Raw genomic sequence first — 26,700 nt, forward strand, 5'->3', positions numbered from 1 at the left:
ATGGGCGGCAGCGGCCAAGATATTTCACCGGTCCCCGAAGACACCCTTTGTGCCATCGAGAACCGGGCGGTCGAACTGGCGCGTCTGGCGGGCACGGAAATCATCGCGGCCCTGGGCCGCACCCTGGCGGTCCGCTACAAGGGCGACCCCGAGAACGAGGCCTCGCTCAAGGACCCCGTCTCGGAGGTCGATCACGAGGTCGAAGTCCTGATCCGCGCCCTGCTGGGCGAACATTTCCCCGACCACGACATCCTGGGCGAGGAGATCGACGAAGGGCCTAGCCGCGATTGCGACTTCGTCTGGGCCATCGACCCGGTGGACGGCACGACCAATTTCGTCAACGGCTTTCCGCTTTTCGCCGGGTCGATCGGCGTCCTTTATCGCGGCCAGCCCATCGTCGGCGCCGTCTGGTGCTCGACCAGCCACAGCCTGCGTCCCGGCGTCTATCATGCGCGGATCGGCGGCCCGCTCAGTTTCGAGAAGGAGGAGGTCACTCCCAAGGGGCACAATCCCACCATCCGCCGCCGCCTCGCGGGCGAGCCCCAGGCGACGGCGGATCATTCCCTGCCCTGGGACATCCGCAAGACCGGCTCGGCCGCCATCGAATGCGCCTTCGCCGCCGCCCACCTGCTGCATGTGGCCCGTTTCGAACGTCCCAATGTCTGGGACGTGGCCGGCGGCATCGTGCTGGTGCGGGCCGCCGGTGGGGAAGTCCGCGTGAAGGATGAGGAACGGGGATGGATCGACATGGACCGCTTCCACGTCCCCGGCATGACGAACGGGCAGAAGGCTTCCCTGCGCGACTGGCGCCGCCCTCTCATCGTCGGCGATGCCTCAGCTGTCGAAAGGATGTGCCGCAGCCACGAAGATTGACCCCTCGCTTCCGCCGCCATCCCCTACCTCCCAAGGCGAGATGGGAGCCACCGGAAGCACCGCCCATCTGTCCTTCTGGATGCAACAGAAGGAGAGTGCTCCATGCGGATCGCACAGGTCGCTCCTTTGCACGAAGCCGTGCCTCCGGTCTCCTACGGAGGCACGGAACGGATCGTCTCCTATCTGACCGAGGAATTGGTGGCCCAGGGGCATGAGGTGACGCTTTTCGCCTCGGCCGATTCGCTGACCGCCGCCCATCTCGAGAGCATCTCTTCCCGAGCCTTGCGGCTGGACGGGACATGCGACGATCCCGTGCCGTGGCATCTGGTCCTGCTGGAACGTCTCGCCAAAAGGGCGGCCGCATTCGACATCATCCATTTCCATTGCGAATTCCTGCATCTGCCCTTGGCCCGGCGCCTGCCCGTGCCTTCGCTGACCACCCTGCATGGCCGCCTGGACCTGGCGGGCCTGGAAGCCCTTTTCCAGGAATATGCCGAACATCCGCTGATCTCCATTTCCGACAGCCAGCGCCGCCCCCTGCCCCGCGCCAACTGGCTGGCGACGATCCATCACGGCCTGCCCACGACGCTCTACAAGCCTGCGGCTTCCCCTTCGAAGGACTATCTGCTCTTCCTGGGACGGATATCGCGCGAGAAGCGCCTGGACAGGGCCATCGAAATCGCCAGGCTTGGCGGCCTGCCGCTGAAGGTGGCCGCCAAGATCGACCGGGGAGACCGGGAGTATTTCGAACAGGTCATCCGCCCCATGCTGGAAACGCCCGGGGTGGAATTCCTGGGGGAAGTCGGCGAAGCGGAAAAGGGGCCGCTGCTGAGCAATGCCCTGGCCCTGCTCTTTCCCATCGACTGGCCCGAACCCTTCGGCCTGGTCATGGCGGAGGCGATGGCCGCCGGCACGCCCACCATCGCCTATCCCTGCGGATCGGTGCCCGAGGTCCTCGATCACGGCGTGACCGGTATTCTGGTGCGCAGCATTGCCGAAGCCGTGGCGGCACTGCCACTCGCCGAGGGCATCGATCGCCGCGCCTGCCGTGAAACCTTCCTCAAACGCTTTTCCGCCCGGCGCATGGCCGAGGATTACCTCGCCGCCTATCGCCGCCTGACCCTACCGGCGGCCTTGCCCCTTTCTCAGCGCCGGACTTCGACCCGCGACGAATTTCGAGCCGGGGAGTGAGCGATGTCGGATATCATCACCGTCAAGGGCCATACCTATATCCTGGCGACCTCGCCGCGCCTGACGACGCGGACCATGACGCTGAAGCAGGACGATACCTTCGCCGTTCTCGACGTCTACGGGAATGCCCTGCCGCTCGGCGCCGCCGATCTGGGGATATTCCACAAGGGAACACGCATGCTGTCCCTCTACGAATTCCATTTCGGCGGCCAGCGTCCGTTGCTGCTGTCCTCCTCGGTGGACGAGCACAACGCCCTGATCGCCGTGGACATGACCAACCCCGACATTCCCATGGGCGGCGGACGCCTCATCCCGCGCGGCATGATCCATATCTTCCGTGCCATGTTCCTATGGAATTCCGCCCTCTACACCCATACCCGATTGCAGAATTTCGGCGACGAGGCATTGGATGTGGATCTGAGTTTCCAGATGGATTCCGATTTCGCGGATATCTTCGAAGTCCGGGGAATGGAGCGGAGGAAGCGCGGACAGCGATACCGGGAGATCGAGGAGGATTGCCTGCTGCTGCGTTATGAGGGGCTGGATGGAAAGACCAGGCGCACCCGCGCCACCTTCGATCCCGCACCGGCCGCCATCCTTCCCAGGGAGGAGGCCGCCCTGGCACGCTATCGGCTGAGTCTGCGGCCCAAGCAACCGGCGGACCTGTTCCATACCGTGCATTTCGAACCCGATGGGCCGATGGAACGGCCGAGCCAGGTGCTTTTCACCCGCAACCGGGAAACCGCCCTCGCCAGCATCCCCAAGGGGGAATCCTGCACCGTCCGCACCGCGAACGAGCAGTTCAATCACTGGCTGGACCGTTCCACGGCGGACCTGCACATGCTGGTGACCAGATTGCCCGAAGGCCCCTATCCCTATGCCGGCGTGCCCTGGTTCAGCACCGTCTTCGGCCGCGACGGCATCATCACGGCGCTGCAATATCTCTGGGTCGATCCCAGCCTGGCGCGGGGCGTCCTGGCGACTCTCGCGGCAACCCAGGCGGAAGAGGAGAACCGCATCCAGGATGCCGAACCGGGAAAGATCCTCCATGAATTGCGGGAGGGCGAGATGGCCGCCTTGGGCGAAGTCCCCTATGCCCGCTATTACGGCAGCGCCGATTCCACGCCGCTCTTCGTGATGCTGGCGCGGGAATACTTCCACCGTACCGGGGACATCGCCTTCCTGCGCGGCATCTGGCCCAATATCTGCCGGGCGCTGGAATGGATCGATAATTATGGCGACCTCGACGGCGACGGCTTCGTGGAATATGCGCGCAAGCGCGAAGCCGGGCTTTACAATCAGGGTTGGAAGGATTCGGACGATTCCGTCTCGCATCCGGACGGCAGCCTAGCCGAGCTTCCCATCGCCCTGTGCGAGGTCCAAGGCTATGTCTATTCCGCCAAGCTGGGCGGCGCCGAGATCGCCGAGGCCTTGGGTGAATGGGGCCTGGCCGAACAATTGCGCAACGAAGCCGAAGCCCTGCGCCAGAATTTCGAGGACAGCTTCTGGCTGGAAGACCAGGGCACCTATGCCCTCGCGCTGGACGGGCAGAAGCGCCCCTGCCAGATCACCACCTCCAATCCCGGCCATGTCCTCTATTGCGGCCTGGCCTCGCCCGAACGAGCGCGGCGGGTCGCCGAGAGCCTGATGGCCGATGAGATGTTTTCCGGCTGGGGCGTGCGGACCTTGGGGCGCAGCGAGGTGCGCTACAATCCCATGTCCTATCACAACGGCTCGATCTGGCCCCATGACAATGCCATCGTCGCCGCCGGTCTGGCCCGCTACGGCATGGCCCAACAGGCCGGGCGCATCATGCACGGCATGTTCGAGGCGGCCCTGTTCGTGGACCTCAACCGCCTGCCGGAACTCTTCTGCGGCTTCCGCCGCCGCGCCGGCCAGGGACCGACACTCTATCCCGTCGCCTGCGTTCCCCAGGCCTGGGCGTCGGGCGCGGTATTCATGCTGCTGCAATCCTGCCTGGGGCTGGATGTCGATGGACGGGGCAACCGCATCTCCTTCACCCGCCCCTGGCTGCCCCCTTTCCTCGACCACCTGGAACTCAAGGGGCTGCGGGTCAAGGACGGTGCGGCTGACCTGATCCTGACCCGCCACAAGGATGCGGTGGGCGTCCATGTCGCCCGGCGGGAAGGCCAGATCGATATCGCCATCGATGTCTGAGACCGGAGGCTAGCGCCACTTGTCCCCCGAAAGCAGGAGAAGGACCCACACTGGCGGACAGAGGAAGAAGATACCCGGTGCGGCCGCCAGTGTGAGGACAGCCAGGTTTTGTGGCTTGCAGGGCATTTCTCAGTTCAACCAGGGGACGGAAGCTTGTGGTTGTCCTGTTGTAAGCCCTTCTTCGTCTTCTGTCAGCTTCCGGATCAACTCTGCATAGTCCGGCAGGCCACCGATCCGTTCGCACAAGCTGTCCAGCAGCGCCGCCGCAGCGGCCAGGATGTAGTCGTTTCCGGGCGCGTAAAGGTTCAGCGTCATACTGGAAAAGACGGCATCCGTGATGATCGCCTGGGCCGGGGAAGACGAGGAAGCAGCGTCCGGCAGGGCGACCTTCCGCAGCTCCGTCCGCTGGTTCTTGAGGTGATCGAGCCCCCGAGACAGCAGATGCTGCCTGAGATAATCATCGAAGGTTTTCTGCGCCGTATAGCCCGCCTCCTCCCCGACGATGCGGCGAAGAAGGCCGAGCCCCGCCAGCAAGGCGGAAGAGACTTCGGGCTCCGTGGCCCGCGCCTGGGCATTGGCAACGGCGTTACCGATCAAGGACCGGCTCACCTGTATGATCGAGGGATGCATTGAATATCCTCCATATGAGCGATACTCAGGGTGCCGTCCTCGATCCTGCGATCCGATGACGGCACCTCGCGGTATGCGGGCGGAATCCGTCACGGCATCCCGCCGGAACTGGATTTAATCCCTGCACGCCCGCCGTCAAGGCGCCGCGCCCTGCCCTAAGCCACTGACTTCCTTGCAGTAATCAGCCCACGACCGAGATCCCCGCGCCGGCGGCCAGCAGGACGACGGCCATCGAACACAGGAAGGTGCAGGTCTGACGCAGAAGTTCCAGCATGTCATTCATGGCAGACACCCCGAAAGATACACGCTCTTGTCCAGGCACATGCCCCGAATGGACTCGGGCGCGATCAAGCTAAGGCGCTCTTTCGGAGATGCAAGGCCTGCCGCCTTGCCGTCTCAAGCGACGTTCCGCCTGTCTTCATGCGCTTGTTCCGGCCTGTCAGGCGGTGCGGCCTGCGCCTCTCCTCCACCCTGCCAGCGGAAATTATCGGCATAGCTTTTGAGCCTGATCCGGCGCTCCGCTACTTCCCGGACGCTATAGGCCCAGCCCTGTCTTTCCGCGAAACGGATGGCGCTCTCCTTGTCCGGGAAACGCATTTTCACCTGGCGCCGGGTGTCGTCCGACGAAACCCAGCCCATCAGATGATCAGGTATCAGGGGCCGGCTCGGCTCGAATTCCATCACCCATTCCCGGCTGCGCGCACGGCCGGATTGGGTCGGGCTGGGGCTCGGACGATAGATCCGTGCCATGATCCCGGCCTCCGGGCGGAGAAGGTTTCCACGGCGCCTGTTGTCGTTGGCCGCCCATCCGGCAGTGGAGCCGGGCCCGGCCTGCCGCGCCTGAAAGGCAGCGGCAGAGCCCTGGAACGCTGTCCTGTTGCTCATCACCGTCACCCTTGGGAAAATGTGGACTTTATGAAACTGATTTATCGGCGGATCATTGCTTGTCAATGAGGGCTCCCCTCCGGGAGGCCCGTGACGCAAGCCCCTGCATTTCCTATATGGGCGCCATGTACCGCTATACCTGGGATCACGAGGCAGAACGCCGCCACCGGCGCCGGAACGTCCTTCACTCCACGCTGCTTCTGGGCGGGATGGTTGCCCTTCTTTCAGCCTGCGGCTGGATCATCGCGGGCGGGAACGGCGTGCTCATGGCCTTGCTGGCCGGCAGCCTGAGCCTGATCCTCAGCCCGCGCCTGTCTCCCGGCCTCGTCCTGCGCCTGTACCGTGCCCAGCCCATTCCCCGCTGGCAATTGCCGGAGGTGCATGCCGTCCTGGAAGCCATCTGCTCCGCCGCCGGTATGACACGGGTGCCGAGGCTCCATTACGTGCCCAGCCGGATCATGAACGCCTTTGCCGTGGGTAATCGGGACGACGCCGCGATCGCCGTCACCGACGGCATGCTGCGCCGCCTCGACCTGCGGGAACTGGCCGGGGTGCTGGCCCATGAGGTCAGCCATATCCGCAATGACGACACCTGGATCATGGGCTTGGCGGATACCGTCAGCCGCCTGACGCGGATCATGTCGCTGCTGGGCGTCCTGCTGCTGGCCTTCAGCCTGCCGGGGCTGATCCTCGAAGGGATTCCCGTTCCCTGGCTCCTGGTCGCCCTGCTGGTCTTCGCCCCGACCCTTTCCGCCCTGCTTCAGTTGGCCCTGTCGCGCACGCGGGAATTCGCCGCCGACCTGGATGCCGCCCGTCTGACCGGCGATCCGGTTGGGCTGGCCTCGGCCCTCGACAAGCTGGAACGCCAGGAGGGCATGTGGTGGGAGACGATCCTCATGCCGGGGCGGCGCAGCCCCGATCCCTCGTTGCTGCGCACCCATCCACATACCCGCGAGAGGATCGAAAGGCTGCTGGCCCTGCAAATCCCCATCCGGATTCCCACCAGCCCCGTCGCCATCCTCCTGCCCTGGGACCTGCCGCCATCCCGGCGGGGATGGCGCATCCGCCGCGGCTGATCAGCGCAGCAAGGCGGGCAGCCATGTGGCGAGGCCCGGCCACATGAAGATCACGCCGATGCCGAGGATCTGCAGGATCACGAAGGGAATGACGCCGCGATAGATCTCGATGGTCTTGACCTCGGGCGGCGCGGCCCCGCGCAGATAGAAGAGCGAGAAGCCGAAGGGCGGGGTCAGGAACGAGGTCTGGAGGTTCATGGCGATGAGCACCGCCAGCCAGATCGGGTCCATGCCCATCACCAGCAGGATCGGCACGACGATCGGCAGCACGATCACCGAGATTTCCACGAAATCCAGGAAGAAACCCATCACGAAGATGACGGCCATGACGAACAGCAAGGCGCCGATCTCGCCGCCCGGCATGTTGGTCAGGAAATGCTCGACCCGAAGGTCCCCGCCCAGGCCCCGGAAGACCAGCGAGAAGACCGAGGCGCCGATCATCATGGCGAAGATCATCGACGTGACGCTGGTGGTCGAGACCAGGACCGGGCGCAACACTCCCACCCGCGCCGCACGCCACAGCGCCACCAGGATGCCCCAGAAGGTCAGCAGGGTCAGGCCAAAGGCGATCCAGATGCCGATCCGCTCGGCCGTCGTCGCATTGACGCGGCCGATGCGCAGGTCGAGCTGGCTGGTCATCACCAACATCGCCACCACGGAGATGCCCGAGAGGAGGAAGGGCAGATTGCTGCGGGTCGGGGCGAAGCGCGGACCGGCCAGCAGCAGCGCGCCGACGGCCCCCACCGCGGCCGCTTCCGTCGGCGTGGCGATGCCGCCCAGGATCGAGCCCAGCACGGCGACGATCAGCACCACCGGCGGCACCAGCACCTTGCCCAGATGGCGCAGGACGGTGGCCAGCGGCAGTTCCTCGCCATGGGGGATGGCCGGGGCGCTTTTCGGACGCAGGAAGGCTAGGGCCAGGACGAAGAGGATGTAGATGACCACCAGGCACAGGCCCGGGATCAGCGCGGCGGCGAAGATGTCACCGACCGAGATGGTCTCGACCGTGAAGCGGCCCATGGTGAACTGGGCCTGCTGATAGCCCGAGGACATTACCTCGGCCAGGATGATCAGCATGGTCGAGGGTGGAATGATCTGCCCCAGCGTCCCGGCGGACGCGATGATGCCGCTGCTCAAGGGGCGGCTGTAGCCGTTGCGCAGCATGGTCGGCATGGCGATCAGGGCCATGGTGACCACGGTGGCGCCGACGATGCCGGTCGAGGCCGCCAGCAGCATCCCCACCAAGATCACCGAAACCGCCAGTCCGCCGCGCAGCGAGCCGAACAGCTTGCCCATTTCCTCGAGCAGGTCCTCGGCGATGCGCGAGCGCTCCAGGATCACGCCCATCAGCACGAAAAGCGGGATCGCGAGCAGGATCTCGTTGGTCATGATGCTGAAGATGCGCTGCGCCAGCGCCGCCAGCAGGTTCATGTTGAACACGCCAAGCGAGAAGCCGAGGATCCCGAACAGGATGCCGATCCCGGACAGCGTGAAGACGACGGGGAAGCCGAACATGATGCCCGCGCACAGGGTCGCGAACATCAGAAGGTCGAGATTGCCGGTCAGGAACTCCATTTATACGCCCTCTCCCTTCTCGACCGGAGTCTGCGGAGCCTTCTGCGGCGCGGGCGCGCCCAGCATGACCGCCAGGCTGCGCAGGGCCAGGGCCACGCCCTGGATCAGCACCAGCACGGCAAAGGCCGGAAGCAGGCTTTTCAGCAGATAGAGGGCGGGAATGCCGCCCACCGACAGCGGTCCTTCCATGATCTGCCAGGACCGCCGGACGAAGGGCCAAGTATAGTAAAGCAGCACGATACAGGTGGGAATCAGCAGGATCAGCGTCCCCAGGAAATCCACCAACGCCCGTTTCCTGGGCGTCAGCGCCCCATAGAAGATGTCGACCCTGACATGACCGTCATGCAGCAGCGTGAACCCCGCCCCCAGCATGAACAGGGCGGCATGAAGGTAGAGCTCCAGCTCGTTGAGGAAAATGAAGCTCATGCCGAAGACATAGCGCATGATGACGATGCCGAACTGGATCAGCATCATGCCGATGGCGAACCACATGACCACGGCACCCACCGTGGCGTTGATGCGGTCGAGCTGGCGGCTGAACCACAGAAGAATGCTTGGTGCGGCCATGGAGGACCTTCATGAGACGCAGGCACAATGACGGCGACCGGACGTGCCGCCTGAAGACGGCACGTCCGTATGGGACGAAAAGGGAGAAGTATCAGGCGGGGAAGGAATAATCCATCGCCCGGGCCTCGAAATAGGTCCCTTCGGCATACCGCATGTAACCGTTGGTCAGTGTGCGGTAGGCCAGGAAGGAGTCGGTGATGCGGCGGACCAGTTCGTCCTGATGTTCGCGCAATTCGTTCATCAGCTGGCCCGAGGCATTGCCGACGGCCAGGATAACGTCGTCGGGCAGGCGCCGGATCTGCACGCCATGGTCATTGACCAGCATCTGCAGGGCCTTGGCGTGGTTGGTGTTGTATTCGGTCAGCACATGGTCGTGCAGCGACTGACAGGCATACTGCACGGCCTGCTTCAGATCGTCGGGCAAGGCGTTGAAGGCGTTCAGGTTGATGCCGCATTCCTCGGCCGAGCTGGGCTCGCCGATACAGGGGTAATAGTAGTTCTTGGCAACCTGATAGAAGCCGAGCGCGCTGTCGCTCCACGGGCCGATGAATTCCCCAGCATCGAGCGTGCCCGATTGCAGGGCCTGGAACATGTCCGCCCCGCCCATGGCCTGCACTGCCATGCCCAGGCGCGAAAGCACTTCGCTGTTCAGGCCGGTGGTGCGGAAGCGCATGCCGCGCAGATCGTCCACCGATTTGATCTCGTTGCGGAACCAGCCGAACCACTGGGCACCGGAATTGCCGCACAGGAAGGGCTTGACGTTGAAGCGGCCGTAAAGCTCGTCATACAGTGCCTGACCGCCGCCGTGATTGATCCAGCCCGATTGCTCGATCGCCGTGAGGCCGAAGGGCTGCGAGCCGAAGAGCAGGAAGCCGATGGATTTCGAGCCCCAATAGGCCGGCACGGAGTGATACAGCTCGGCAGTCCCTTCCGAGACGGCATCGAACACGCCCTGCCCCGGAACCAGTTCACCCGCAGGCGAGACCCGGACTTCCAGACGTCCGCCCGACAGGGCGGTGATACGCTGCGCCAGCAGATTGGCGGCCACCCCCGGCCCGGGCAGGTTGCGCGGCCAGCTGGTCACCATGGTCCATTGCTGACGGCCCTGCGCAATGGCAGGGGCGGCCAGGCTGCTGGCGGCTGCGACGCCAGCGGCGCCCAATGCGGAACTCTTGAGGAACTGCCTGCGATCCATAGTCTTCTTCTCCCAATTGTGGGTTCGGCGTCTGAGTTCCCTCACCGCCCCCCATGTTGAAAGGCGATGCCGCGCGGCGGTGGACGCGCCGAAATCCGCCGCCACGCGGTCTGTAGCCTCCTTGTCCCGGCCCTAGCCGAGGAAGGGAAGCTTAAGCCCGTTTTCCCGAGCGCACTCGATGGCGATGTCATAGCCCGCATCCGCATGGCGCATGACACCGGTCGCCGGATCGTTCCACAGCACGCGCTCGATGCGCTTGGCCGCTTCTTCCGTACCGTCACAAACGATAACCATTCCGGAGTGCTGAGAATAGCCCATACCGACACCGCCGCCATGATGCAGGCTGACCCAGGTCGCGCCGCTGGCGGTGTTCAGCAGGGCGTTGAGCAGCGGCCAATCGGAAACCGCGTCCGAACCGTCCTTCATCGCTTCGGTTTCGCGGTTCGGACTGGCGACCGAGCCGGAATCCAGATGGTCGCGGCCGATGACGATGGGGGCCTTCAATTCGCCCTTGGCGACCATCTCGTTGAAGGCCAGGCCCAGGCGGTGGCGCAGACCTAGACCGACCCAGCAGATGCGCGCCGGCAGGCCCTGGAAGTGAATGCGCTCGCGCGCCATGTCCAGCCAGTTGTGCAGGTGCTGATCGTCGGGGATCAGTTCCTTCACCTTCTGGTCGGTGCGGTAGATGTCTTCCGGATCGCCCGACAGTGCCGCCCAGCGGAACGGACCGATGCCGCGGCAGAACAGCGGACGGATATAGGCGGGAACGAAGCCGGGGAAGGCGAAAGCGTTTTCCAGCCCTTCGTCCTGGGCCATCTGGCGGATGTTGTTGCCGTAATCCACCGTCGGGATTCCCTGGTTCCAGAAGTCCAGCATGGCCTGCACATGGACCTTCATGGATTGCTTGGCGGCGCGCTCGACGGACTTGGGATCGGACTGGCGCTTCTCTTCCCATTCCTCCAGCGTCCAACCGGCGGGCAGGTAGCCGTTGACCGGGTCATGGGCCGAGGTCTGGTCGGTGACGATATCCGGGCGCACGCCGCGCCGCACCAGTTCGGGGAAGACCTCGGCGGCATTGCCCAGCAGGCCGACGGAAATGGCCTCGCCCTTGGCGCAAGCCTCCTCGATCCATTTCAGGGCTTCATCCAGGTCGGCGGTATGGCGGTCCAGATAGCCGGTGCGCAGGCGCATCTCGATGCGGCTGGGCTGGCATTCGACGGCCAGCATGCAGGCCCCGGCCATGGTGGCGGCCAGAGGCTGCGCCCCGCCCATGCCGCCCAGGCCGCCGGTCAGGATCCAGCGGCCCTTCAGCGAGCCGTTGTAATGCTGGCGGCCCGCTTCGACGAAAGTCTCGTAGGTGCCCTGGACGATGCCTTGGCTGCCGATATAGATCCAGGACCCGGCCGTCATCTGGCCGTACATCATCAGGCCCTTGCGGTCCAGTTCCGAGAACTTGTCCCAGTTGGCCCAATGGGGCACCAGGTTGGAATTGGCGATCAGCACGCGCGGCGCATCGGCATGGGTGCGGAAGATGCCGACCGGCTTGCCCGACTGCACCAGCAGGGTCTCGTCGTCCTTCAGCGACTTCAGCGAGGCCACGATCCGGTCATAGCTTTCCCAGTTCCGGGCGGCGCGGCCGATGCCGCCATAGACGACCAGTTCCTGCGGCTTTTCGGCCACATCCGGGTCGAGGTTGTTCATCAGCATACGCAACGGCGCTTCGGTGAGCCAGCTACCGCAGCTCAATTCGCTGCCACGGGGAGCGCGGATGACGCGGCTGTTATCAAAGCGTGAGCTATTCGACATTCTTGCGACTTCCTTTCGAAGCGTCCTTTGATTGCGTCCGACGTCGTTGCATGGTCTTGACGCGGTTTCTACAAAGCTTGGGCAAGGGGCACCGTGTCCGGATTGGCCCGGAACCAGGTACCAAGGCGGTAACGGGTGCCGGGATGGATCAGCACCACCAACGTGATCACCTGGGCCTGGACCCAGGTTCGCCGGGTCAGGCGCAGGCAGGGCTCGGTCTCGGCGATATTGAGCAGCTTGGCCGCCCCGCTGCCCGGCAGCGCCGCCTCGATGACATGCTCGACATCCGGCGCGGCATAAAGCTGCGTCAGATACTTGGTCGGCGTGACGAGGCTGAAATCCTGCTTCAGGTAATCGGGCGCCATGTCCGGATTGACCCAGCGCTCTTCGTACTGGATCGGCACATCGTTCTCGCGGTGAAGGACGATGGAATGAAACAGCGTAGCGCCTTCCGGCAGGTTGAACTGGCGTGCCAGCGGGGCATCCGCCTTGACCTCCCTCAGCCGCTGGACGGTGGCGGTGTGGCGGTTACCGCGGGCGGCGATATCGTCGGAGATGGAGCGCAGTTCCACGATCGACACGCTGGGCCGCCGTTCGGCGACGAAGGTGCCGACCCCCTGGACGCGGCTCAGAAGGTTTTCCTCGGTCAGTTCCCGCAGGGCGCGATGCACCGTCATGCGGCTGACCTTGAATTCCTCCAGCAGCTTGTGTTCGGAGGGAAGCTGAAAGCCTTCCGGCCATTGGCCCGAAAGGATCCGGGCGCGGATCGTGTCCTTGATCTTGCGGTAGAGGGCTTTCGTCATGGCCGCTTCCCCCTCACCTCTCCTGGCGCGGGGTGTGCTGTTTCCCCGCCCGCACCACGGCGGCGCAAGGATTGAGGCCGATGGCATAGGCCAGTTCCGCGGGCGCCCCGATACGCCACAGTGCCATGTCCGCCCGCATCCCCGGCCGCAGCACGCCGCGGTCGTCGAGCCCCAGGGCCTTGGCGGCATGACGCGTCACGCCCGCCAGGGCCTCCTCCGGGGTCAGGAAGAACAGGGTGCAGGCCATGTTGAGCATCAGCAGCAGCGAGGTCACGGGCGAGGTGCCGGGATTGCAGTCGGTGGACAGGGCCATGGCGACCCCATGCTTGCGCAAAAGCTCGATGGGCGGCTTCCGCGTCTCGCGCAGCATATAGAAGGCGCCGGGCAGCAGCACGGCGACGACTCCTGCCTTGGCCATGGCCTGCACGCCCGCTTCGTCCAGATATTCGATATGGTCGGCGGACAGCCCGCCGAATTCCGCCACCAGGGCCGCGCCGCCGAGATTGCTCAACTGCTCGGCATGGAGCTTGACCGGCAAGCCATGGGCACGGGCGGCCTCGAAGACCTTGCGGGTCTGCTCCGTCGAAAAGCCGATGCCTTCGCAAAAGGCATCGACGGCATCGGCCAGCCCCGCCTTGGCGATGGCCGGCAGCATTTCCGCGCAGACCAGATCGACATAGGCCTCCGGATCGGCCTTGTATTCCGGCGGCACCGCATGGGCGCCCAGGAAGGTGGTGCGCACATCGACGGGCCGGACTTCGCCGAGTCGGCGGGCGACGCGCAGCATCCTCGTTTCAGTCTCGGTATCCAGGCCGTAGCCGGACTTGATCTCGATGGTCGTCACGCCCTCGGCCAGCAGCGCGTCCAGGCGCGGCAGGCTGGCGGCCAGCAGGGAGTCCTCGTCGGCATTGCGGGTGGCCATGACGGTGGAGACGATGCCCCCGCCCGCCTTGGCGATTTCCTCGTAGGAGGCGCCTTGCAGCCGCAATTCGAATTCACGGGCGCGGTTGCCGCCATAGACGAGATGAGTGTGGCAATCGACCAAGCCCGGCGTCAGCCAGCCCCCCTCTCCGGAATGGACCTCCGCCGCCAGATCCTGCGGCCGGCCGGGAAGATCGGCGCGGGAACCGATGAAGACGATGCGGCCGTCCTTCACCCCCAGGGCGGCATCCTGGATGGCGCCATAGGGGGCCGCCACGTCATCGTCCATGGTGGCAAGATTGACGTCGATCCAGACACTGTCCCAACGCTCGGCGGACATCATCACTTATGCCTCCAGCAGGTTTCGGGAAGGGGAGTTCCGTAGTCCAGGGATCGCCATTGCCATCCTTGTCTAATGTTGTATAGACTTGCCTATAATATCGAGGAGCCGCCCATGCGCAAACTTTTTCTTTCCAAGGCCCTGCTGCCTTCGGGCTGGAGCGAAGGCGTCACCGTGACGGTGGACAAAGCCGGGCTGATCACGCAGGTCGAGAAGGATAGCGCGCCCGGCCAGGACGCCGAGAGGCTGTCAGGCGCCGCCATCGCGGGCGTGCCCAATCTGCACAGCCACGCCCATCAACGCGCCATCGCCGGATTGGGGGAACGCTCGGGCGACGGCTCCGACAGTTTCTGGAGCTGGCGCGACGTCATGTATCGCGCCCTGGATGGCATGACGCCCGAGGATTTCGAGGCGGTGGCGGCGCAGCTTTACGTCGAGATGGTCAAGGCCGGCTATACCGCCGTGGCCGAGTTCCACTATCTGCACCACGACCGCGACGGCAGCCCCTATGCCGACCCGGCGGAAATGAGCCATCGCGCCGTCGCCGCCGCCCGTGAGGCAGGCATCGCCATGACCCTTCTGCCGGTGCTCTATAATTCCTCCGGCTTCGGCGGTGCCCCCACCACCCACGGCCAGCGCCGCTTCGCCCATGACGGCGAAGCCTTCGGACGGCTGATAGCTGGCCTGCGCGGCGCCTATGGACAGGCGCCGGATGTGGTGCTGGGCATCGCCCCCCATTCCCTGCGCGCCGTGCCCCCTGCCCTGCTGGCCGAGGCCGTGGCGGCCAATCCCGAAGGCCCCATCCATATCCATATCGCTGAGCAGCTAAAGGAAGTGGAAGACTGCCTGGCCCATACCGACCGCCGCCCGGTGCAATGGCTTTACGAGAACCAACCGGTGGACAGCCGCTGGTGCCTGATCCACGCCACCCATGTGGAGGCCGATGAGATCGAGGCGATGGCGAAAAGCGGCGCCGTTGCAGGTCTCTGCCTGACCACCGAGGCCAATCTGGGCGACGGCATCTTCCCCGCCGAAGCTTTCCTGGCCGCCGGGGGGCGCTTCGGCATCGGCTCGGACAGCCATATCTCGGTTTCGCCGGTCGAGGATCTGCGCTGGCTGGAATACGGTCAGCGCCTGACCACCCATCGCCGCACCGTCCTGGCAGGCGGCCCCCGCCGCGCCACCGGACGGCGCCTGCTGGAAGACGCCCAGGCGGGCGGCGCCCAGGCCTGCGGCATCAAGGCCGGCCGCATCGCGCCGGGCTGCCGGGCCGACCTCGTCTTCCTCGACACCGATCATCCGCTGCTCGCCGAGCGCGACGGCGATGCCCTGATCGACAGCTGGATCTTTTCCGGCAATGCCTCCCTGGTTCGGCATGTCTGCGTCGGCGGCCAAGTCGTCGTGCGCGACGGCCGCCATCCCCAGGAAGACGCCATCGCCGAACGCTTCAAGACGACTCTCCGGAGACTTTTCGTATGACGCAGACCGATACGCTTGTCCTGCAGCCGGGTAATTTGAGCCTCGATGACCTTCGGCGCATCTATCGCCAGGCACCGCCCCTGCGGCTGGCGGAAGAGGCCTATCCGCGCATGGCCGAATCACGGGCCATCGTCGATCGCATCGCCGCCGGAAGTGAAGCCGTCTACGGCATCAACACCGGCTTCGGCAAACTGGCCCAGAAGCGCATCGCCGCCAAGGACCTGGAAACCCTGCAACGCAACCTGATCCTGTCCCATGCCACCGGCGTCGGCGCGCCGATGGCGGCCCCGGTGGTGCGGCTGATCCTGGCGACCAAGGCCGCCAGCCTGGGCGTCGGCGCTTCGGGCGTGCGGCCGGAACTGGTCGACGCCCTGCTCACCCTGTACAATGCCGATATCCTGCCGGTCATTCCTGAGAAGGGTTCGGTCGGTGCCTCGGGCGACCTGGCGCCGCTGGCGCATATGTGCGGCGTGCTGCTGGGCATCGGCAGCGTCATGGCGGGCGGCGAGATCCTGACCGCCGACGAAGGCCTCGCCCGTGCGGGCCTCCAGCGGATCGACTTGAAGGCCAAGGAAGGCCTGGCACTGATCAACGGCACCCAGGTTTCCACCGCCCTGGCCCTGGCCGGATTGTTCGAGATCGAACGCAGCTTCAAGACCGCCCTGGTTTCCGGCGCCCTCTGCGTCGAGGCGGTGATGGGCAGCCACCGCCCCTTCGATCCGCGCATCAGTGCCCTGCGCGGCCAGACCGGGCAGATGGAGGTCGCCGCGATCTTCCGCAGCCTGCTGGACGGCAGCCCGTTGAATGCCGCCCATCAGGGCCCGTCCTGCCATCGCGTGCAGGACCCCTATTCCCTGCGCTGCCAGCCCCAGGTGATGGGGGCCGTGCTCGATCAGATCCGCCAGGCGGCCCGCACCCTGCGCATCGAGGCCAACGGCGTGACCGACAATCCGCTGGTGCTGGTCGATACCGGCGAGGTCATCTCGGGCGGCAACTTCCACGCCGAACCGGTCGCCATGGCCGCCGACCAACTCGCCATCGCCGCTTCGGAAATCGGCGCGCTGGCGGAACGGCGCATCGCCATGCTGATCGATTCGACCATCAGCGGCCTGCCGCCCTTCCTGGTCGAGGAACCGGGCCTGAATTCCGGCTTCATGATCGCCCATGTCACCGCCGCCGCCCTGGCCTCCGAGAACAAGACGCTGGCCCATCCGGCCAGCATCGACAGCCTGCCGACCTCGGCCAACCAGGAAGACCATGTCAGCATGGCGACCTTCGCCGCCCGGCGCCTGAAGGATATCGTCGGCAATGTCGCCGATATCGTCGGCATCGAATTGCTGGCGGCCGCGCAGGGGCTGGAGTTCCACCGTCCCCTGCGCAGCGCCCCGGCCATCGAACAGGCCGTGGAGCGCATCCGCGCCGCCGTGCCGCGCTACGATGTCGACCGCTATTTCGCCCCGGACCTCTCCGCCATCGGCCAGCTGGTGCGGGAAGGCGGGCTCGAAGACCTGCTGCATATCGATCTGGAAGCTGGTGCCTGAACGGGAGGAACAACCAAGAATGACCGCTCCGATTTTCACGCTGCATCGCGGCGACAGCCCGCTTGTCGTCAGCATTCCCCATTGCGGGACCGAGCTGTCGCCGGGACTGGCGGACCGCCTGACCGAGGAAGCGCTGACTCTGCGCGACACCGACTGGCATGTGCCGCGCCTTTACGACTTCGCCCTTGAGATGGGGGCGACGGTGATTGCGGCGCGCTATTCGCGCTATGTGGTGGACCTGAACCGTCCCTCGACCGGCGAAAGCCTCTATCCGGGGCAGGCGACCACCGGCCTGTGCCCGACCACGCTTTTCGACGGTCAGCCGCTCTACCGCGACGGCCAGGAACCCGACGAGGCCGAGATTGCCCGGCGCGTCGAGGAATACTGGCAGCCCTATCATCAGGCTTTGACGGAAGAAGTGGCGCGGGTGAAGGCGCTGCACGGCCATGCCGTCCTCTATGACGCCCATTCCATCCGCAGCCATGTGCCGCGCCTGTTCGAGGGCCGCCTGCCCGACCTCAACCTGGGCACCGCCCGGGGCGCGAGCTGCCCCGAGGATCTGCGCGGGCTTCTGGCCGAAGCGCTGAAACGCGCCGACGAAAAGGGCTTCACCGGAATCCTCGACGGGCGCTTCGTCGGCGGCCATATCACCCGCCATTTCGGCCGTCCCGCCGAAGGCGTGTCGGCGGTGCAAATGGAGCTGTCCCAGGACACCTACATGGACGAAAGCGGACCGCCCTTCGCCTATCTGCCGGAACGGGCGGACCGCCTGCGCCCGGTCCTGCGCGACATCCTGGACATCCTTTCCACGTGGCGCCCCAAGCCGTGATCACGGCCCTGGAGCCTGCGGATTACCGGGTCATGCCCTGGCAGAATGGCGGCGGCCTGACCACCGAGATCGCCTCCGCCAAGGCACCGGACGGCAGCCTGCTATGGCGGGCCAGCCTGGCCGACATCGACCGGGACGGCCCGTTCTCGATGCTTCCGGGCATCGACCGGGTGCAGATGGTCGTGGAGGGCCCGGGCATCCGCCTGTCCATCGCCGGCAGCGCGCCCATCGCCCTGCCGCCGCTGGCCGAGCCCCTGGCCTATCCCGGCGACGTGCCGGTCGATTGCAGCCTGATCGGCGGCCCCGTCCGCGCCTTCAACCTGATGGTCGGGCGCGGCAGGGGCGTGGGCAGCCTGACCCTGATGAAGAACGGAGAAAGCCGCCATTTCGGCGGCGAGGCCGTTCATCTGGTCCACAGCCTCGACGGCGACGCCCATTGCCGCCTGCCCTCCGCCAGCCTGACGGTCCCGGCCGAGGGAACGATGATCCTGGAATGTGTCGGCGTCACCGTCACTGCCGCAGAACAGGCCAGGGTGATCGTGGCGTCGATCCTGCGGCAGTGACGGACGCTTACTTCATCGACGGGAAGGAGAATTGCGCGCTCTCGCGCACCCCGCCGCTGGGCCAGCGCTGGCTGATGGTCTTGCGGCGGGTGTAGAAGCGCACGGCATCAGGGCCATAGGCGGCCAAGTCGCCGAACAGCGAGCGCTTCCAACCGCCGAAGCTGTGATAGGAAACCGGCACCGGCAGAGGAACATTGATGCCGACCATGCCGACCTTGATGCCGTCGCTGAAATAGCGCGCAGCCTCGCCGTCGCGGGTGAACAGGCAGGTGCCGTTGCCGTATTCATGGGCGTCGATCAGGTCCATGCCTTCCTGCAAGGAGCCCACGCGCACCACGCAAAGGACAGGACCGAAGATTTCGTCCTTGTAGATGGTCATCTCCGGGGTGACGCGGTCAAACAGGCAGCCGCCCAGGAAGAAGCCGCCCTCATGGCCCGGCACCACGAGGCCGCGCCCGTCCACCACCAGTTCCGCCCCTTCGGCCACGCCCTGGTCCACATAGGCCCTGACCTTCTCGAAATGCTGGCGGGTGACCAGCGGTCCCATCTCGCAGCCTGCACCGGTTCCCGGTCCCACCTTCAGGCGGCCCAGTTCGGCCGATAGCCTTTCCACCAGGGCATCGGCCACCGCATCGCCCACGGCCACCACGACCGAGATCGCCATGCAGCGTTCGCCGCAACTGCCATAGGCCGCCCCCATCAGGGCGCTGACGGCATTGTCCAAATCGGCATCGGGCATGACGATGGCATGGTTCTTCGCCCCGCCCAGGGCCTGGACCCGCTTTCCATGAGCGCTGCCGGTGGCATAGACATATTCGGCGATCGGCGTCGAGCCGACGAAGCTGACCGCCTGGATGCGCGGATCGGTCAGCAGGCAGTCCACCGCTTCCTTGTCGCCATTGACCACGTTCAGCACGCCCGGCGGCACCCCGGCTTCATGCGCCAACTGGGCGATCAGAAGAGCGGAGCTGGGATCACGTTCCGAAGGCTTGAGGATGAAGGTGTTCCCGCAGGCAATCGCCATCGGATACATCCACAGCGGCACCATGGCCGGAAAATTGAAAGGCGTGATGCCCGCGACCACGCCCAGGGGCTGGAATTCCGACCAGCTGTCGATGCCGGAGCCGACATTCTTGGAATGCTCGCCCTTCAGCAATTCCGGCACGGCACAGGCATATTCCACATTCTCGATGCCACGCGCCAGTTCGCCCCTGGCATCGTCCAGCACCTTGCCGTGTTCGGCGGTGATCAGGGCGCAGATGCGGTCGGCATTGTCTTCCAGCAATTGCTTGAAGCGATACATCACCCGCGCCCTTTTGGCGGGCGGCGTGTTGCGCCAGGCCGGGAAAGCGGCCTCGGCGCTGGCGATGGCCTCTTCCATCGTGGCCTTCGCGGCCAGCGTGACCCGGGCGCAGACCGCGCCCGTGGCCGGATTGATCACATCCTGGACGCGGCTGCCGGGCAGGACGACCGGCTGGCCGTTGATGAAATGCCCGACCAGCGCCTCTTGCGCGGTGGGATTGGAAGGAACGGTCATGATCTGGAACCTCGAAGACGGAATCATCAGGGCAAGGAGGTAATGGCGTCGGCGACCACGCCCATCAGCGCGGCGACCTCTCCCTTCTCGCTCAGGAAAGGCAGGCCGAATTGCAACGTGTCGCCGCCATAGCGCACGTAGTAACCGGCCTCCCAGCATTTCATGGAGATCTCGTAGGGACGGCGTGCCGGTTCGCCGGGGGCCGCTTCGATCTGCACCGCACCGGCCAAGCCGTAATTGCGGATGTCGGCGACATATTTCAGCCCCTTCAGCCCATGCAGGCAGTCCTCGAAATAAGGCGCGAGCGCCGCCGCCCGCTCGGCCAGCCTGTCGGCGACGAACAGGTCCAGGGCGGCGATCCCGGCGGCGCAGGCCACGGGATGGGCCGAATAGGTGTAGCCATGGGGGAATTCGACCAGATAGTCCGGCCCGCCTTCGGCCATGAAGGTGTCGTAGATTTCGCCCTTGCAGACCACCGCGCCCATGGGAATGGCACCGTTGGTCAGGCCCTTGGCGACATTCATGATGTCAGGCACGACGCCGAAGGCGTCGGCGCCGAAATTGGCGCCCATGCGCCCGAAGCCGGTGATCACCTCGTCGAAGATCAGCAGGATGTCGTGCTTGGTGCAAAGCTCGCGCAGACGCTGGAGATAGCCCTTGGGCGGCGGCAGCACCCCCGCCGACCCCGCCAGCGGCTCGACGATTACGGCGGCGATGTTCGAGGCATCGTGCAGCGCCACCAGTTCCTCCAGCCAGTCGGCCAGTTCGGCGCCATGTTCGGGCAGGCCGCGCGAGAACCGGTTTTCCGGCAGCAGGGTATGAGGCAGATGGTCGGCATCGACGCCGGTGCCGAAGAGCTTGCGGTTGGGGCCGATGCCGCCCAGGCTGAGGCCGCCGAAATTGACGCCGTGATAGCCCTTGGCCCGGCCGATCAGCTTGGTCTTGGTCGGCTTGCCCTTCAGCCGCCAATAGGCCCGCGCCATCTTCAGCGCGGTATCGCAGGCCTCGGAACCCGAATTGACGAAGAAGACGTGATCCAGGCCCGGCGGCGTCAGCGCCACCAGACGGTTGGCGAGTTGGAAGGAACCGGGATGGCCGAACTGGAAGGCCGGGGCGTAATCCAGCTTCGCCATCTGCTCGCGCACCGCTTCCGCGATCTCGGGCCGGTTATGGCCGGCCCCGCAGCACCACAGGCCGGACAGGCTGTCGAAGACCCGGCGTCCCCGGGAATCGATGAGATAGCTGCCCTCGGCCGCCACGATCATGCGCGGATTGTTCTTGAATTCGCGATTGGCGGTATAGGGCATCCAATGCGCTTCGAGTTCTTCGCGCGACAGCCCGGCGGCCCGCGCAGGATCGAGATGCACCATCCTTCACCCTTTCCTTCTGTCGAGGATCGTGAATGCAGTGTGCGGGCCGTTCTTGGTTCTGGTAAATATCAACTTTCAAATCTTCAGGTGAGCGGCTGCTAACGTTATGCCCAAGACCTTCCCCGCCCTTCCCCAGGTCACGGATGCCGAGATCCGGCTGCTGCGCGTCTACAAGATGGTGGTGGAATGCGGGGGCTTCTCGGCCGCCGAGGTCGAGCTGAACATCAGCCGCTCGGCCATCAGCCTGCATATGGCGGAACTGGAGCAGCGCCTGGGCCTGCGCCTGTGCCGGCGCGGTCGGGCCGGCTTCATGCTGACCGAGGAGGGACGGCAGGTCTATGAGGCGACCTTGCGCCTGTTCGCCGCCCTGGAAGCCTTTCGCGGCGAGGTCAGTTCCGTCCATGCCCGCCTGCGCGGCGAACTGAATATCGGCATCACCGACAATCTGGTGACATCGCCGCGGATGCGCGTTACCCATGCCCTCCGCGCTTTGAAGCAGCAGGGGCCGGAAGTGCGGGTCAATATCCGCATGATCCCACCCAACGAGATCGAACGCGGCGTGCTGGACGGACGGCTGCATGTCGGCGTGGTGCCCGCGCGGCGGGCCCTGCCGGGACTGGACAGCTTTTCCCTCTACAGCGAGGATTCCCGCCTCTATTGCGCCCAGGGCCATCCCCTGTTCGACCGCCCCGCCGAAACAGTGACGCTTGCCGAGGTCGCCGCCTGCGACGCCGTGGCGCCGATCCATGCGACGCCCGAGGCCATGGACCTGCACCAGACCCTGAACATCACTGCCACGGCCACCGACCGCGAGGGCGTGGCCTTCCTGATGTTGACCGGCTGCTATGTCGGCTATCTGCCGACCCATTATGCGCAGCAATGGGTCGGGCGGGGATTGATGCGCCCGCTTCTGCCCCAGACACATGCCTATTCGGTCGAATTCCGGGCGATCACGCAGAAAGGCGCCCATCCCAATCTGGTGCTGGAGACCTTCCTGACCTTGCTGCGCCAGGATGACTCCCACCAGATGAACAAGTCTTAATCACGGCCAAAGAAGAAGCATAATTTTTAGGCATTACCAGCATTGCCGAAAACCTGTCCAACCGGTCAAATTCTGTCCGCGGCGACAGGAGTCCCGCCTTCTTCCACGGCCACAGGTGCTGCTCGCGCATTTGGCCCGCTTATTGCTGATTGGGTGAACGTCCGCCTCACTCCATTAGCGCGAGAGGGCTTTCTGTGTCTGTTTTTTCGACTTCACCGCAGTCCCAGATGCCGGGGCAGGACGATGCCCGGGAGGCATCGCCGCCCATCGTCGATATCCGCCACCTGACCCTGACCTATCAGACCGCCGACAAGCCGGTCTACGCGCTGAGCGATATCAACCTAACCATCCACAAGGGCGACTTCATCTCGCTGATCGGCCCTTCGGGCTGCGGCAAGACGACCCTGATGCGGGTCATCGCCGACCTGGAACAGCCGACATCGGGCGATGTTACCGTCAACGGCATGACGCCCGAAGCGGCGCGCCTGCAACGCGCCTATGGCTATGTCTTCCAGGCCCCCGCCCTCTATCCCTGGCGCAGCGTCGAGCGCAACGTCACCCTGCCGCTGGAGATCATGGGCCTGCCCAAGGAGGAACGCCTCGCTCGCGCCCGCCGCCAGCTCGAACTGGTCGGGCTGGCGGGATTCGAGAAGAAATTCCCCTGGCAACTTTCCGGCGGCATGCAGCAGCGCGTTTCCATCGCCCGCGCGCTCGGCTTCGAGCCGCAATTGCTGCTGATGGACGAACCCTTCGGCGCGCTGGACGAGATCACCCGCGACCATCTGAACCTACAACTCACCCGCCTGTGGCTTCAGACGCGCAAGACCTGCATCTTCGTCACCCATTCGATTGCCGAAGCGGTCTTCCTGTCGACGCGCATCATCGTGATGAGCCCGCGCCCGGGCCGCATTCTCGATATCATCGATTGCAGCGATCTGCCGCGCGAACGCAGCATCGACATCCGCGAATCGCCCGAATTCCAGCGCATCGCCCATCGCGTGCGCGAAGGGCTGATGCAGGGGCATTCCTACGATGACTGACCGGCTGATGCATCACGCTTTGCCGGTGGCGGTGATGGCGCTGGCGATCGTGCTGATCTGGTATCTGGGGGCGCTGTGGCTGAACGGGCCGCAGGTGACCGATGCCCTGAACCGCAGCGGCCAGGACTGGGGCATGCGGGAATTTGTGACTCAGGCCTTCACCATGCGCCGTCCGGTGCTGCCGACCCCGGACCAGGTGGCGGTCGAGCTTTACACCTCGATGACCAGCCATCCCGTCGGCCATATCCGCAACCTGCTCTATCATACCGGCGTCACCGCCGGGGCCGCCCTGCTGGGCGCGGCCATGGGCGTGGTGCTGGGCATCCTGCTGGCAGTGGGCATCGTGCATCTGCGCACCCTGGAATCGAGCCTGCTGCCCTGGCTGATCGCCTCGCAGACCATCCCGATCCTGGCGATCGCGCCGATGATCGTGGTCATCCTGGGCAATATCGGCTTTTCCGGCCTGCTGCCCAAGGCTTTCATCAGCATGTATCTGTGCTTCTTTCCCATCACCATCGGGCTGATCAAGGGCCTGCGCTCGGCCGATCCGCTGTCCCAGGACCTGATGCGGACCTATAGCGCCACCGGCAGCCAGACCTTCTGGTATCTGCGCCTGCCCAGCGCCCTGCCCTATCTGTTCACCAGCCTGAAAATCGGCGTCGCCGCCAGCGTGGTGGGCACCATCGTCGCCGAGTTGCCGACAGGCGGGCAGGCCGGTCTGGGCGCGCGCCTGCTGACCGGTTCCTATTACGGCCAGACCGTGCAGATCTGGGCGGCGCTGGTCATGTCGGCGGTCCTCAGCCTGACCCTGGTGGCCCTGGTCGGCGCCGCCGAGCGCCTCGTCACCCGCGCCCATGGAGGACGGCGATGAAGACCTCTCCCTGGCCCCTGATCCTGCTCGCCGTCCCGGTCTTCCCCATCGCCGCCGACCAGGGGCAGGCGCTCTATCTCTGGCAGGTGCCGATCGCCGCCCTCTGCTTCCTGGTCTCGCTCGCCGCCCTTGCCGGGCAAGGTATGATCCGGGCCAGGGAATGGCGCATCCCCGTACAATTGATCGGCGTCGCCGCCGGTTATGCCCTGCCCCTGCTGCTGCTCGGGCAGGGCTACCAGTTGTCCTCTGCCGCCGGTCTGTGGCTGCATGTCGCGGCGGCGACCCTGCTGCTGTGGGTGGCTTTGGGGCTGGTGGCGGAGCTGCCGCGCCCGCAGAACATGCTCGGCCCGGCCCTATTCGGCCTCGCCCTGCTGATGCTGTGGGAGGTGCTGACGCGCGGCTTCGAGGTGCCCCGGGTCCTGCTGCCGCCGCCCAGCGGCATCCTGGGCGCCTTTTTCAGCCATGGCGCCGAGCTTTGGTACGATTTTCACCAGACCGTGGTGAGATCCGTTCTGCGCGGCTATGTGATCGGCTGCGCCGCCGGTTTCGCCGTGGCGATCCTGGCCGACCGCATTCCCTTCCTGGCGCGCGGCCTGCTGCCGCTGGGCAATCTGGCCAGTGCCGTCCCGGTCATCGGCATCGCCCCCATCATGGTCATGTGGTTCGGCTTCGACTGGCAGTCCAAGGCCGCCGTGATCGTCGTCATGACCTTCTTTCCCATGATGATCAACACCCTGGCGGGGCTGAAAAGCGCCGAGAAGATGCAGCTCGACCTCATGCGCTCCTACGCCGCGGGCTATTGGCGCACCCTGTTCCTGCTGCGCCTGCCCACGGCCCTGCCCTTCCTGTTCAACGGCCTGAAGATCAATTCCACCCTCGCCCTGATCGGCGCCATCGTCGCCGAATTCTTCGGCACGCCCGTCGTCGGCATGGGCTTCCGCATCAGCACCGAAGTGGCGCGCATGAATCTCGACGTCGTCTGGGCAACCATCGCCGTCGCGGCGGTCACGGGATCGGCCTTCTACGGCCTGATCGCCCTGGCCGAGCGCCACGCCACCGCCTGGCATCCCTCGTTCCGGAAGAGATGAGCCAGCTTTTCAAGACCCCGGCAAACCAAAGAGAAGGCATTGCGATGAAAAAGATTGCTTCCGTTGCCATGATCGCCGCCGCCGTCTGCGGCTGGTCTGCCGCTGCCTCCGCAGCGGAAAAGCTGACCTTGCAACTGAAATGGGTCCCCCAGGCCCAGTTCGCGGGTTATTACGTCGCCAAGGACAAGGGCTTCTACGAGGAAGTCGGGCTGGACGTCACCATCAAGCCGGGCGGCCCCGACATCAACCCCACCCAGGTCATCGCCGCCAACGGCGCCGATGTCATCGTGGACTGGATGCCCTCGGCCCTGGCGACCCGCGAGAAGGGCGTACCGCTGGTCAATATCGCCCAGATCTTCCAGAAATCGGGCATGATGCTGACCTGCCGCAAGGATTCCGGCATCACCTCGCCGGTCGACTTCAAGGGCCATACGCTGGGCGTCTGGTTCGCCGGCAACGAATATCCCTTCCTGTCCTGGATGAGCCAGCTCGGCTATTCGACCTCGGGCAACAACCCGGACGTCACGGTGCTGAAGCAGGGCTTCAACGTCGATCCGCTGCTGCAACGCCAGGCCTCCTGCATCTCGACCATGACCTATAACGAATACTGGCAGATCATCGAAGCGGGCATGTCGGAGGACGAACTGGTCGTCTTCAAGTACCAGGACCAGAACGTGGCGACGCTGGAAGACGGCCTCTATACCGTCGAGAAGAACCTGGAAGACCCGCAGATGGTCGAGAAACTGGCCAAGTTCCTGATCGCCACCGCCAAGGGCTGGGAATATGCCGCCCAGAACCAGGAAGAAGCGGTCCAGATCGTGCTGGACAACGACAATACCGGCGCCCAGACCGAAGAGCATCAGACCACCATGATGCAGGAAGTCGCCAAGCTGATCGAAGGCTCGGACCAGGGCATCGGCTATCTGGAACCGGCCGATTTCGAACGCACCGTCTCGGTCCTGATGTCCAGCGAGTCCGATCCGGTCATCAGCAGGAAGCCCGAAGGCGCCTATAGCCACGCCGTCTTCGAAGCGGCGTCCAAGCTGACGATGTGACGCCTGCGAAGGAACGAAACAGAAGGCCGGTCCTAAAGGGACCGGCCTTTCTTATGTCTGATGCTTCGAGACGCCGCTTCGTGGCTCCTCAGCAGGAGGATTGTCTTTTTGATATAAATAACGAATTAGCCTCACCCTGGAGACCTTTGCGCGGGGGAGGATCGGCCTTTTAGGTGGCAAATCGAGGCTGCTTTGCCCTTAACAAAACCGCCGCCAGAGCTTGATCTCTGGCGGCGGTCTACGTT

General features: G+C 65.1%; 23 protein-coding genes. 13 read left to right on the plus strand and 10 right to left on the minus strand.

The genetic code is table 11. The features are described from left to right. The 3 genes from EPD66_RS20190 (at position 1) to EPD66_RS20200 (ending at position 4,242) form a co-directional block, all read left to right on the plus strand. Positions 1–873 carry an inositol monophosphatase gene (locus EPD66_RS20190; RefSeq protein ID WP_142850327.1) on the plus strand — a complete coding sequence of 291 codons (873 nt, stop codon included), beginning with the start codon at positions 1–3 and terminating at the stop codon, positions 871–873. Between the two features lie 102 nt (positions 874–975). Next, positions 976–2,064, plus strand: coding sequence for a glycosyltransferase family 4 protein (locus tag EPD66_RS20195; RefSeq protein ID WP_142850328.1), 1,089 nt, complete (start codon positions 976–978; stop codon positions 2,062–2,064). A 3-nt stretch (positions 2,065–2,067) separates the two neighbouring features. Then, complete coding sequence (locus EPD66_RS20200; RefSeq protein ID WP_142850329.1) at positions 2,068–4,242, plus strand: amylo-alpha-1,6-glucosidase; 2,175 nt, start codon at positions 2,068–2,070, stop codon at positions 4,240–4,242. Between the two features lie 129 nt (positions 4,243–4,371). On the opposite strand, the gene EPD66_RS20205 is transcribed toward EPD66_RS20200, so the two are convergent. Together EPD66_RS20205 and EPD66_RS24840 are read right to left on the minus strand one after the other, a co-directional pair. Next, on the minus strand, positions 4,372–4,872 hold the full coding sequence (locus EPD66_RS20205; RefSeq protein ID WP_142850330.1) for a hypothetical protein: 501 nt from the start codon (positions 4,870–4,872) through the stop codon (positions 4,372–4,374). A gap of 396 nt (positions 4,873–5,268) precedes the next feature. Next, positions 5,269–5,823 (minus strand): ETC complex I subunit, encoded by a 555-nt coding sequence (locus EPD66_RS24840; protein ID WP_370511906.1) that lies wholly within the window; start codon positions 5,821–5,823, stop codon positions 5,269–5,271. On the opposite strand from EPD66_RS24840, the gene EPD66_RS20215 reads away from it, so the two are divergent. Beyond that, complete coding sequence (locus tag EPD66_RS20215; RefSeq protein WP_221931053.1) at positions 5,823–6,833, plus strand: zinc metalloprotease HtpX; 1,011 nt, start codon at positions 5,823–5,825, stop codon at positions 6,831–6,833. The two genes, EPD66_RS24840 and EPD66_RS20215, sit on opposite strands and share 1 nt — an antisense overlap. On the opposite strand, the gene EPD66_RS20220 is transcribed toward EPD66_RS20215, so the two are convergent. The 6 genes from EPD66_RS20220 to hutI all read right to left on the minus strand — a co-directional run bounded on the left by EPD66_RS20220 (position 6,834) and on the right by hutI (position 14,040). Then, the gene (locus tag EPD66_RS20220) at positions 6,834–8,408 is read right to left on the minus strand and encodes a TRAP transporter large permease subunit (RefSeq protein WP_185961533.1); all 1,575 of its coding nucleotides are present in this window, start codon (positions 8,406–8,408) and stop codon (positions 6,834–6,836) included. Next, positions 8,409–8,975: a TRAP transporter small permease subunit gene (locus EPD66_RS20225; RefSeq protein ID WP_142850332.1), complete on the minus strand. Its 567-nt coding sequence runs from the start codon at positions 8,973–8,975 to the stop codon at positions 8,409–8,411. It abuts the gene before it with no gap. Between the two features lie 91 nt (positions 8,976–9,066). Continuing rightward, a complete protein-coding gene (locus EPD66_RS20230) occupies positions 9,067–10,170 on the minus strand; it encodes a TRAP transporter substrate-binding protein (protein ID WP_142850333.1) in 1,104 nt (367 codons plus the stop codon). Between the two features lie 132 nt (positions 10,171–10,302). After that, entirely contained in the window at positions 10,303–11,976 is a 1,674-nt protein-coding gene (hutU, locus tag EPD66_RS20235; RefSeq protein ID WP_142850335.1) for a urocanate hydratase, read from the minus strand. Between the two features lie 68 nt (positions 11,977–12,044). Beyond that, positions 12,045–12,779 (minus strand): histidine utilization repressor, encoded by a 735-nt coding sequence (gene hutC / locus EPD66_RS20240; RefSeq protein ID WP_142850337.1) that lies wholly within the window; start codon positions 12,777–12,779, stop codon positions 12,045–12,047. 13 nt (positions 12,780–12,792) lie between these two features. Then, positions 12,793–14,040 (minus strand): imidazolonepropionase, encoded by a 1,248-nt coding sequence (gene hutI, locus EPD66_RS20245; protein WP_185961535.1) that lies wholly within the window; start codon positions 14,038–14,040, stop codon positions 12,793–12,795. Between the two features lie 114 nt (positions 14,041–14,154). Between hutI and EPD66_RS20250 the strand changes: the two genes are divergently transcribed. The 4 genes from EPD66_RS20250 to EPD66_RS20265 are packed head-to-tail and all read left to right on the plus strand — an operon-like array spanning position 14,155 to position 18,452. Continuing rightward, positions 14,155–15,519 (plus strand): formimidoylglutamate deiminase, encoded by a 1,365-nt coding sequence (locus EPD66_RS20250; protein WP_142850339.1) that lies wholly within the window; start codon positions 14,155–14,157, stop codon positions 15,517–15,519. Further along, positions 15,516–17,060, plus strand: coding sequence for a histidine ammonia-lyase (gene hutH, locus EPD66_RS20255; RefSeq protein WP_142850340.1), 1,545 nt, complete (start codon positions 15,516–15,518; stop codon positions 17,058–17,060). The genes EPD66_RS20250 and hutH overlap by 4 nt, the downstream gene beginning before the upstream one ends. Before the next feature lie 19 nt (positions 17,061–17,079). Next, positions 17,080–17,889, plus strand: coding sequence for an N-formylglutamate deformylase (gene hutG / locus EPD66_RS20260; RefSeq protein ID WP_142850342.1), 810 nt, complete (start codon positions 17,080–17,082; stop codon positions 17,887–17,889). Beyond that, a complete protein-coding gene (locus EPD66_RS20265; RefSeq protein WP_142850343.1) occupies positions 17,871–18,452 on the plus strand; it encodes a HutD family protein in 582 nt (193 codons plus the stop codon). The genes hutG and EPD66_RS20265 overlap by 19 nt, the downstream gene beginning before the upstream one ends. 7 nt (positions 18,453–18,459) lie before the next feature. Here the strand turns inward: EPD66_RS20265 and EPD66_RS20270 are convergent, their stop codons facing one another. Together EPD66_RS20270 and EPD66_RS20275 are read right to left on the minus strand one after the other, a co-directional pair. Continuing rightward, complete coding sequence (locus EPD66_RS20270; RefSeq protein WP_142850344.1) at positions 18,460–19,989, minus strand: CoA-acylating methylmalonate-semialdehyde dehydrogenase; 1,530 nt, start codon at positions 19,987–19,989, stop codon at positions 18,460–18,462. A gap of 26 nt (positions 19,990–20,015) precedes the next feature. Next, complete coding sequence (locus EPD66_RS20275) at positions 20,016–21,359, minus strand: aspartate aminotransferase family protein (RefSeq protein WP_142850345.1); 1,344 nt, start codon at positions 21,357–21,359, stop codon at positions 20,016–20,018. Positions 21,360–21,465: 106 nt separating this feature from the next. Between EPD66_RS20275 and EPD66_RS20280 the strand changes: the two genes are divergently transcribed. The 5 genes from EPD66_RS20280 to EPD66_RS20300 all read left to right on the plus strand — a co-directional run bounded on the left by EPD66_RS20280 (position 21,466) and on the right by EPD66_RS20300 (position 26,455). Beyond that, positions 21,466–22,401 (plus strand): LysR family transcriptional regulator, encoded by a 936-nt coding sequence (locus EPD66_RS20280; protein ID WP_142850346.1) that lies wholly within the window; start codon positions 21,466–21,468, stop codon positions 22,399–22,401. Positions 22,402–22,628: 227 nt separating this feature from the next. Continuing rightward, the gene (locus EPD66_RS20285; RefSeq protein ID WP_142850365.1) at positions 22,629–23,441 is read left to right on the plus strand and encodes an ABC transporter ATP-binding protein; all 813 of its coding nucleotides are present in this window, start codon (positions 22,629–22,631) and stop codon (positions 23,439–23,441) included. Then, positions 23,434–24,312, plus strand: coding sequence for an ABC transporter permease (locus tag EPD66_RS20290; protein WP_185961534.1), 879 nt, complete (start codon positions 23,434–23,436; stop codon positions 24,310–24,312). Before EPD66_RS20285 ends, EPD66_RS20290 begins: the two co-directional genes overlap by 8 nt. Beyond that, positions 24,309–25,400: an ABC transporter permease gene (locus EPD66_RS20295; protein WP_142850347.1), complete on the plus strand. Its 1,092-nt coding sequence runs from the start codon at positions 24,309–24,311 to the stop codon at positions 25,398–25,400. The genes EPD66_RS20290 and EPD66_RS20295 overlap by 4 nt, the downstream gene beginning before the upstream one ends. A 44-nt stretch (positions 25,401–25,444) precedes the next feature. Beyond that, positions 25,445–26,455 (plus strand): ABC transporter substrate-binding protein, encoded by a 1,011-nt coding sequence (locus tag EPD66_RS20300; protein ID WP_142850348.1) that lies wholly within the window; start codon positions 25,445–25,447, stop codon positions 26,453–26,455. Positions 26,456–26,700: the final 245 nt, after the last annotated feature.

This window comes from Telmatospirillum sp. J64-1, from assembly GCF_006980715.1.
Classification (GTDB): Bacteria; Pseudomonadota; Alphaproteobacteria; order Rhodospirillales; family Magnetospirillaceae; genus Oleiliquidispirillum; species Oleiliquidispirillum nitrogeniifigens.